Raw genomic sequence first — 8,638 nt, forward strand, 5'->3', positions numbered from 1 at the left:
ATGCACGAGCGCAATGCTCACAACTTCCCCTTAGATTTGGCAGCAGGTGATTTTGCTCCTGTAGCTCTTACCGCTCCTGCTATCAACGGTTAAATAGTAAAGATTAGCTAAATCAAAAACGCTCTCTGGAAACAGGGAGCGTTTTATTATTTAAACCTATATTGCACTGTTTTAATCCTTGAAACCTATGAAATCTAAATTAACTGCTCATATCATCTTTGCAAGTCTGATTCAATTTCATATTGGTTAAAGTAAGCGATCGCAGCCGCAATTTACTTTAATTGCTGGCCTTTAGACAACCAGAGCGAACCTTTTATACTCTTCACAACTAATGATTCCAGCATCTCTAGCATTCTCAAGCTGCTTGATTTTACCTGCAAGTTCAGATTCTCTTTGAATCGCTGCTTTCTTGCTCTCGTACTCCTCTTGTGTCAGAATTCCGCCACATCTCAGTTTTTGCAGGTTGCAAGAACCAAGTTCCGTCTGTTTTATTGATCTGTATCTGATAGCCTTGTCCACTAAACCACGTTTCAATATCAGGACTTACGCAATAATACCTCTCTAACTCTTATTCCTCCGTGTCCTCTGTGCCTCTGCGGTTTGATTCTTCCGTTACTCGTGCGTAAGTCATAAATATCTCTCAACAAGGCATCTAGATCACGGTCTTTATCTTGGTAGGTCTTCTTAGTCATAGTAATGTCTCTTCTTAATGCTTACTGTGTAGCCAAAGATTTTTCAGGCTGTCTTGTTTATGATTCCCTACATTTAAATTGCACTAACTTTTATGACGTGATTTTTTGTAGTGCAGGTAGGGTGTGCGTACCCGCTTGACCTCTAATAAATAAAATGAGCAATCCAAAATTCTGCAAGAATGTCATCATAGTTAAGGTAAAAACATTCTGGAGATAAGACAACGGTTTACGCACGCCCTTTAGCACGGTTAATTGAGCAATTGCAACGCTTGCCAGGGGTTGGTCCTAAATCTGCCCAACGACTGGCTTTGCATATTTTGAAGCGACCAGAAGCAGAAGTAGAAGCTTTAGCACAAGCTTTAATTGAGGCAAAAAAACAGATAGGCTTGTGTTCTGTTTGCTTTCACTTATCTGCTGAACCTGTTTGTGAAATTTGCCGCAATCCCAACCGTGACAACAACACTATCTGTGTCGTAGCAGATCCCCGCGATGTGATTGCGCTGGAAAAAACCCGCGAGTACAAAGGCAAATATCACGTTTTGGGTGGGGTGATTTCTCCAATTGATGGAATTGGGCCAGAACAGTTAACTATACTGGCTTTGCAGCGCCGGGTGAGTCAGCAAAAACCTCAAGAAGTGATTCTGGCAATTAGTCCGAGTGTAGAAGGGGAGACAACAACACTGTATATCGGTCAGCTACTGAAACCATTTACCAAGGTGACGCGGATTGCCTTTGGTTTGCCTGTAGGTGGTGATTTGGAGTACGCCGACGAAGTGACCCTGGCAAGGGCATTGGAAGGACGCCGGGAGTTAGATTAGGCTTAATTAAAAGTTATAAACTTTAGATTCAAGCCTTCTCCACTCCTTAGTGTTGGTAACTCAATTTTGGATTTTGGATTTTAGATTTTAGAATTTAGCACTCAGGAGTCAGAAGTCAGAATTTATAAAAGGTTTCCAATCACAAGTAAATTCATCAGTCAAGTAAATTAACTCCTGATTTTTCCACTATTCTGACTTCTGAATTCTTACGATTTTAGATTGACCTTATGAATTATTTTGACTAAGTTTCAAAAGATTAATTTGGCTTACCCGTAATCGTGAATGCTGCCCAATAGTAAGGATGATTATAAAGATTTTTATCTGATGCCATTTTACTATTTCTATATAGCTGTGTCGCTAAATAAGTTTGAATTCGTAATTCTTCAGGATGCAGATTATTCAAGATATCTTCATACCATTTTGTCAGTTCTCCAGCAGTTAGTTCTTTCAGCCATCGTGTTGCTTCAGCTAAGGCAGTAACTGCTGATTTATTAGGCTGTAATCGTCGGTAAAACTCGATCATGACCAAGGCACTAGCTGAAGATTCTACACTCCAAAGAGTACTCACTACATGAGGAACGCCCTGACTCACAAAACCACTAACTAAACTCACATATTCGCTGCTGATAGTGTGGTTGCTATTACTTAAATTTTCACAAGTAGAGAGGGTAATAAGGTTGTAACTTGCTAGATTTTGTTGGCAGATTTCATCTAAAGTAAGTTTATCTTCACCTGCTAATGCTAATTCTGAATTTTTAGGTTCACCTAAATTATTAGTAACATGACCTGTAAAATGAAATATGTTGTAATTATCATCAAATAAGGCCTTTTCGACAACATTTTTCGTTGCTTCAGACCCCTGAATTCGTTGAAGATTATTGAACATCTGGCTCACAATTTCAGACTCAAGTTTGGCAAATTTTAGTGTGGGATAACCTACACTTTCAGGATGTTCAACACTAAGCAATAACTGATTTTGCCACTGCCAAATCTCTTCAGTTTTTATTGATAAACCTATTTGGGCACTAGGCAGATAGGTGACGATAAAATTTGATTCCACATTCGGCAATTCTTCCTGGGATGCAGAAGAGAGATGGAAAAGGGTATGAATGGGCAATCTATACAAGTCACGATGAGGAATTAAAACCAGTTGGGTGATGCCTTCGAGTTCCTGTGCAATTGTGGAAATATTCAGGATGTTATACAGTTGCATTAGCTTCTGTTCCATATCAACTCGCCAAGAATGCTGGCTTTTACTTTCTTTGTCTTGAGCCGTGCTGCGATATTCTTGGTATTGTTGATGCCAATCTTCTAGCCAACTTTCAAATTCAATTAAGCGTTGCACTGCTTCGGGTAGCGGCAATTCATTTAGACGGATAGCGTCTTCTCCTAAAGGTATTGCCCCAGGATCTTGCATAGGTGTAAACAGGAGGATGGGTGATGGCGCTTGGTCTTTAAGAATAAAAGTATGTAATGCGACTGGACTAATATGCCAGTAAATAATTGCTGTTGTGGGATTGAATAGTTGTTGAATTGCTCCATAATCAGGTGAGTAAATCTGATTATTCCAGCCAGAAAGTAGCCAGTTTAAACAAGCATTTTTGCCTTGTTCAGCAATTTCCCAGGCTTCAACTAAATCACCAGACTCTACAGCTAAATCAACTGCCAACTGCTTAAAGCCTGTAAATTTTAAAGCTAACTGCTTTTTACTTTCGTCTGAGCGAGTTTCTTCACTCAATAATTGTCGCAATAAATCTCTGCCGCGTTGCTGTAATTCTTGAACTTGTGTTGTTTGTCCCAAACCCATCAGCACTTTGCTTAAAGATTGCAAAACCTCTAAGTGCAACTGCGGAAAATATTCTAGTGTCAGGGTTAACAGCGCCTGATGATACTCAGATGCAGCTTTGCGCCAATAATCGCGGGTATTGGTATGTTTTTTGCCCTGGTCGTAGTAAATATTAGCGATCGCAACATGCAATCTACCCCAACCTTCTGGGTGGGTATCTGTCCGCAGATGCTTTAACCCTTCTTCGTAGCTGGCTAATTTTCCTTCGTAGCCGCCCTGTTGTAAGGCGGGATTTGTTGCTGTTATACTACTCGACAAATTCAGCAATCCGTCAGCATTCACTAAGTTGCCGACGGCAGTTCCCCGACCAATCCAAGCTTCCCAATAATCTTGTTTAATTTGCAAAGCGTTGTCATAACAGGCGATCGCTTCGGCAAATTGTTCTAAATAAAACAGTGCTACTGCCTGATTATACCAAGCTAAGTGGAAGTCGGGTTTAATGGCGATCGCTTGTTGATAGGAGGCGATCGCTTCAATGCGGCGTCCTAAATTGTCTAACGCTATACCCCGGTTGTACCAAGCTAAGTAGAAGTCGGCTTGAACTGAAAGTGCTTTGTCCCAGGAGGTGATCGCTTCTGACCACCTTCCTAAATTAAACAGGACTACACCCCGGTCTATCCAAACTTCGTGGTAGTCTGGGTCAATTTCTAGCGCTTTGTCGTAAGATATAATCGCCTCTGCAAATTGTTCGCTTACAGCTAGGGCTATGCCTCGGTGATACCAGTTTTCCTGGTCTTCTGGTTCCAGATGCAGCGCTTGATCATAACTAGAAATAGCTTCCGGTAGCCAACCTAACTTCAGCAGCGCCAAACCTTTGCTAGACCAAGCTTCTTGGTAGTCTGGCTTAATTTCTATGGCTTTGTCAAAAGAAGCGATCGCTTCTTCAAAGTATCCTAATTCTCCGAGAGTTCCACCCCGGTTGTACCAAGCTTTGTAGTAGTCGGGTTTCAGTTGTGTGGCGGTTTCGTAAGATGCGATCGCTTCATCAAAACGTTCTAAATGAAACAGCGTTAAGCCTCGGTTAAACCAATATTCAGAAAATTTTGGTTGCAGTTTAATGGCTTGGTCATAAGATGCGATCGCGCTTAACAAATCACCTGTTTTAGCTTGGCTTAGACCTTGGTAAAACCACGTTTGAGCCTGGGTAATCGGATTATCGCTATGTCGCTCAATAATACCAGGGGAATTGCTGCTTTGAACTGCCAAGTTAGAAGCAAGTTGCTGGACTAAATTGGTACTTTGATCCAACCTCACCCACAACTCATCTAAGGTATTAGCTACATTTGACTCTAAATTGGTCAAAGTGTTATCCCAGGTTTCCACTGAGTCAGACGTTGCTAATTCAGGTCTTTGTTTAGTAGAAAGGAGATTTGCTGGTGTCTTAGTTGAAGTAACTTTCTCTTCATCACCGAACCTCAGTTCGGCTAATGAGGTGATTGAATCTTCCGCTGCGGGGAGAGAGAGATTTTCTCTGATTGTGGCTTGGGCATCTTCTCGTTCATACTTCAATACCAGTTCCTCTAAATTCTCGGTCAATCTTTCCTCAAAAGAGGCATTTTCAGGCGCTGGCGTTATTGCTTCAACATTTGGCTCATCATATTCCCATAACTGGTCACCTAAGCTACGGATTAGCTCTTGCCCAGGTGTAGTTGGGAGAATTTCTTCTGTGGTTTCTACAACATTTGGCTCATCATACTCCCATAACTCCTCGCCCAAATTGCGGATCAGTTCTTGTCCAGGAGTAGTTTCTATTACATTTGGCTCATCATATTCCCATAACTGTTCGCCTAAATTGCGAATCAGTTCTTGCCCTGGAGTGATTTGTGTGCCATCTTGCGCCTGATTCTCCTCATACTCTATCTGTGTGGGTGAGTTTTGCATCAGCCGGATGCCAATGTCATAGGCAACGTCTCCAATTCTGCCAATACCAAGTTCCCCCAATTGCACCATCTGTGTTGCTAATAGAGGATTCGGCGTCGTTGAAGCTAGCAAGCTTTCGCCAAACATCACCAACCAATCTATCCAGCGTTCAGCCGAAATGCGATTTTCGACCCGTTGCAGATACCTCAATGCCCACTGTTGTCCTCGTGCTTGATGCACACCTTCTAGCAATTGGATAAACAATTGTTCCAGATCCGCATCGGTTAGTTCTGGTAGTATCTCCACCAGATTGTGTCTTCTCCCACGCTTGAGAGAACTAGTCTGCTTACTTTTAATAAGGCGCTTTAAAAACCTTTTAAGCGACTGTGATATCCGCCTGAGCATCTGCCACACTCTTGGATTTTGTTTTTCTAGATTGTAGCCATCGTTGTGTTAAAAAAATCATCAATTACGTAAAAACTAATTAGATCCGGATAGCGCTTCCGTAGCAAGTTAGCAAAAAATATACAAAACTTCAAGAGTACAGCATTACAACGTTACAATTCTCAGATTTAACTAATTTTCTGTTTGCTCTGTAGTCGATTCACCAGCAGGATATAATTGATTAATCAATGCCTGCACAAGCAGTTGGGGATCATCTGTCTCAACGGCAAGTTGTTGAGCAATCTGCTGGCGTAAGCTTTCATCATCCTGCAACATTACAAACAACTGTTCTAGGGTAACAGTTTGGTATTCTCCCTCCGGGAGGTTTTCTGGCACATCTGCTGACTCTAATATTGGGGCGGTTGGTTCAGATGGCATCGTGCTAACAGCATCTGGCCCTTCATATTCCCAAATTGGTTCACCTTGATTGCGTGTCAACAACTGCATCCCGATACTATAGGCAACATCTCCAATTTGTCCGATGCTCAACTCACCCAGTTGCACCAACCGCGCAGCTATTTCATTATTGGGTGTAGGTGATGCTAGCAATCTTTCACCAAAGCGCCCTAACCATTCAACCCAGTCTTCAGTTGTAATCCGATGTTCAATATTATGCAGCCACTTTTGGGCCCATGCTTCCCCTCGTGCTTGATGTACTCCTTGCAACAGTTCGGTGAAGAGAAATTCCAGATCCGTATCGCTTAGGGGTGGTGCTGGTTCTTTTTCCACATTCCCCCTAGATTTTGAGGCAGTCTGTTTTCCACCAAACAAGCTCTGAAAAAGCTTTTTGAGCCATTGAAATAGCCGCTTGAGCATCTGCTGCACCATCGAATATTGCTTATCCTAAAATTGTAGCGATCGCACTGGACTATGGCGCTAGTTCAGTCAATAAAATGTATGTATAGACAGAAAATCTCTTTTTTACTCTAGGGCATTGGGCAAAGCGGAAAGACTTACTCCAACTTTCCCTCTGCTCCCCTGCACCCCCTGCTTGCCTCAACAAATAACTAAACTCAGTGCCATTCGGCTTTAGCCCTTATTATAAACCTTTAATTATTCACGCTCCTTACTTAAACCAATGGTGCTTAACAACATTGCTCAACATTGGCTCGACTGAGTATAGGCGATGTTTAATAATTTAGACTAGGCGATAGTCAGATTGACTCGCACGATCATATCGTTGAAATCTTTGTCACCACCACTTGCTAAATCCTCGAAGCCAAAAACATTATTCCCTAACAAGCGAATGTGATCTACTTTATCAGTGTTAGCTCCCAAGAATGGGAAGTAAACAGCTGGATCATTATTTGGATTGCTATCAAGTAAAGCATCAGGCGTACCATTAGTAATAATAAATGGTACAAAGATAGAACCTGGCTGGAAAGTTCCTGTGGAAGTTGCACTACCTTGATTATTAACTGTCAAATCAATGCCTGCAACACGCCCCCGAACTGCGGCTTCAGTATAACCAGCCTGTCCGGTGAGAATATCTGCTTTACCATCTCCGTTGGTGTCAATGCCACCATTTTCATCAGATACTTGATAGAAGCCGATGAAATTCTTGAAAGCTGCTTCTCTGTTGACGACAAAATCAGCTTTTACCTGATTTGTGACACCACGCAAATCAATCACTTCTCCTTGGGAGTTTCCTTGCAGATTTGTACCCAGAGGTAATGAATCATTTGTGGAGTGAATTTTTACCACCAGATTATTGAAGTCAGCAGCGTTATTACCACCATCTTTCCACGCAAGGGAAAAGTCATCATTCCCCAAATCTGTAATCTTTTGCGTTAAAGGATCAGAAAATAGGATGTCTGTGAGTGGAGTTACTCCAGTCCGTACAGCATCAGTTGTGCTATTTTTCACCAAATAAAATCTGAAGTTATCATCGGAGTTAAATTCCAACAGATGTGTCAAATTGTCGGTATTAAACCCATTGGGAAGATTGGCAATAGCAGAGAAAATTACCTTAGCTCGGTCTAAAGCTGCTTGGGCATAACCTGCTGCGCCTGGAGCAATACCATTGATATTACCTTGAGCATCGTCAACGGTAAACACTCCTATTTCATTTACAAGATTAGAGCTTTGTCCAGTGAGAGTAACTTGAAGTTTTGATTTGTCACTACTATTAGATATTTTAAAGATATCATCCGCAATTTTTGAAAGCTTAAAGGTAGGTGTGCCATTATTGGGTTCGACAGCTAATGCAAAGGTGTCAGTGGCACTTACACCATCATTATCTTTAGCTTGTAGCTCAATTGTCAGATTGACAACATCGGCGTTAGTTGGTGTACCGCTAAATGTGCGCGTAGCTGCATTGAATTTCAGCCAGTTAGGTAGATTACTGCCATCTTGTAGAGTTGCTGAGTAAGTAAGATTGTCTCCAGCATCCACATCAATGAAAGTATTAGCATCAAAAGTAAAGCTAAAAGCTGTATCTTGTTGAGCTATTTGATCAGCGATCGCATTTTCTAAGGTGGGTGCATCATCTACACCAGTAAGGTTAATATCTAGGGTTTTGCTATCAGTACCATCATTGCCATCGCTAACTGTGACGGTAAATGCTTCTGTATCGTTGCTCGTCAGTGCTTCAATTGCACCATCAAAGGGTGTAAAGGTATATGCTCCCGTGCTGGTGTCGAGGCTGAGAGTACCGTAGGTTCCGCTTTTGGTTACAGTTGTGCCATTGACTGTACCACCATCAATAGTGTAGGTAAGGGTTTGTCCACTGTCTGCGTCAATAGCTACTAATGTATCAGTTTGAGCGGCAAAAGTGTCATCATTGGCAGTGTCAGTGTAACTAATAGCAGTGGGAGTATTGAGAGTAGGTGCATTGTTTAAAGCATTTTTGTACAGTTTACTGATGTTGCCGCTGTTGCTGCTGCCAGTGAGGATGAGGTCGAGTTTGCCATCGCCGCTGTAATCTCCCCACGCTACGGAGCCAAAGTATACACCGGGCAGCGCCAGGCTGGTGTCTT

Annotated in this window: 5 protein-coding genes and 1 pseudogene; 2 read left to right on the plus strand and 4 right to left on the minus strand. The window is 42.1% G+C overall.

All coding sequences use genetic code 11. From position 1 onward, the window contains the following. Nucleotides 1–93: pseudogene (locus V7K46_RS19050) on the plus strand (photosystem II protein D1); the annotation flags it as partial. 198 nt (nt 94–291) lie between these two features. Here V7K46_RS19050 and V7K46_RS19055 read toward each other — a convergent pair. Then, nucleotides 292–534, minus strand: a complete 243-nt coding sequence (locus tag V7K46_RS19055) for an SHOCT domain-containing protein (protein WP_335115783.1) — start codon at nt 532–534, stop codon at nt 292–294. Nucleotides 535–952: 418 nt separating this feature from the next. On the opposite strand from V7K46_RS19055, the gene recR reads away from it, so the two are divergent. Beyond that, a complete protein-coding gene (gene recR, locus V7K46_RS19060) occupies nt 953–1,510 on the plus strand; it encodes a recombination mediator RecR (protein WP_335071955.1) in 558 nt (185 codons plus the stop codon). A gap of 256 nt (nt 1,511–1,766) precedes the next feature. Here recR and V7K46_RS19065 read toward each other — a convergent pair whose 3' ends face one another. From V7K46_RS19065 to V7K46_RS19075, 3 genes are all read right to left on the minus strand, one after another. Next, entirely contained in the window at nt 1,767–5,621 is a 3,855-nt protein-coding gene (locus V7K46_RS19065; protein WP_335115785.1) for a CHAT domain-containing protein, read from the minus strand. 171 nt (nt 5,622–5,792) lie between these two features. Further along, nucleotides 5,793–6,488: a hypothetical protein gene (locus V7K46_RS19070; RefSeq protein WP_335115787.1), complete on the minus strand. Its 696-nt coding sequence runs from the start codon at nt 6,486–6,488 to the stop codon at nt 5,793–5,795. Nucleotides 6,489–6,803: 315 nt separating this feature from the next. Beyond that, nucleotides 6,804–8,638: putative Ig domain-containing protein (locus tag V7K46_RS19075; protein WP_335115789.1), on the minus strand; the 1,835-nt coding region annotated here is incomplete at its 5' end.

The sequence above is a fragment of the Nostoc sp. genome (genome assembly GCF_036917395.1).
In the GTDB taxonomy this organism is placed as follows: domain Bacteria; phylum Cyanobacteriota; class Cyanobacteriia; order Cyanobacteriales; family Nostocaceae; genus Nostoc.

Bases quoted from the DNA above. Each gene is read 5' to 3' on its own strand.
- V7K46_RS19065 (WP_335115785.1), bottom strand. From the start codon at position 5,621: ATGCTCAGGCGGATATCACAGTCGCTTAAAAGGTTTTTAAAGCGCCTT.
- V7K46_RS19070 (WP_335115787.1), bottom strand. From the start codon at position 6,488: ATGGTGCAGCAGATGCTCAAGCGGCTATTTCAATGGCTCAAAAAGCTT.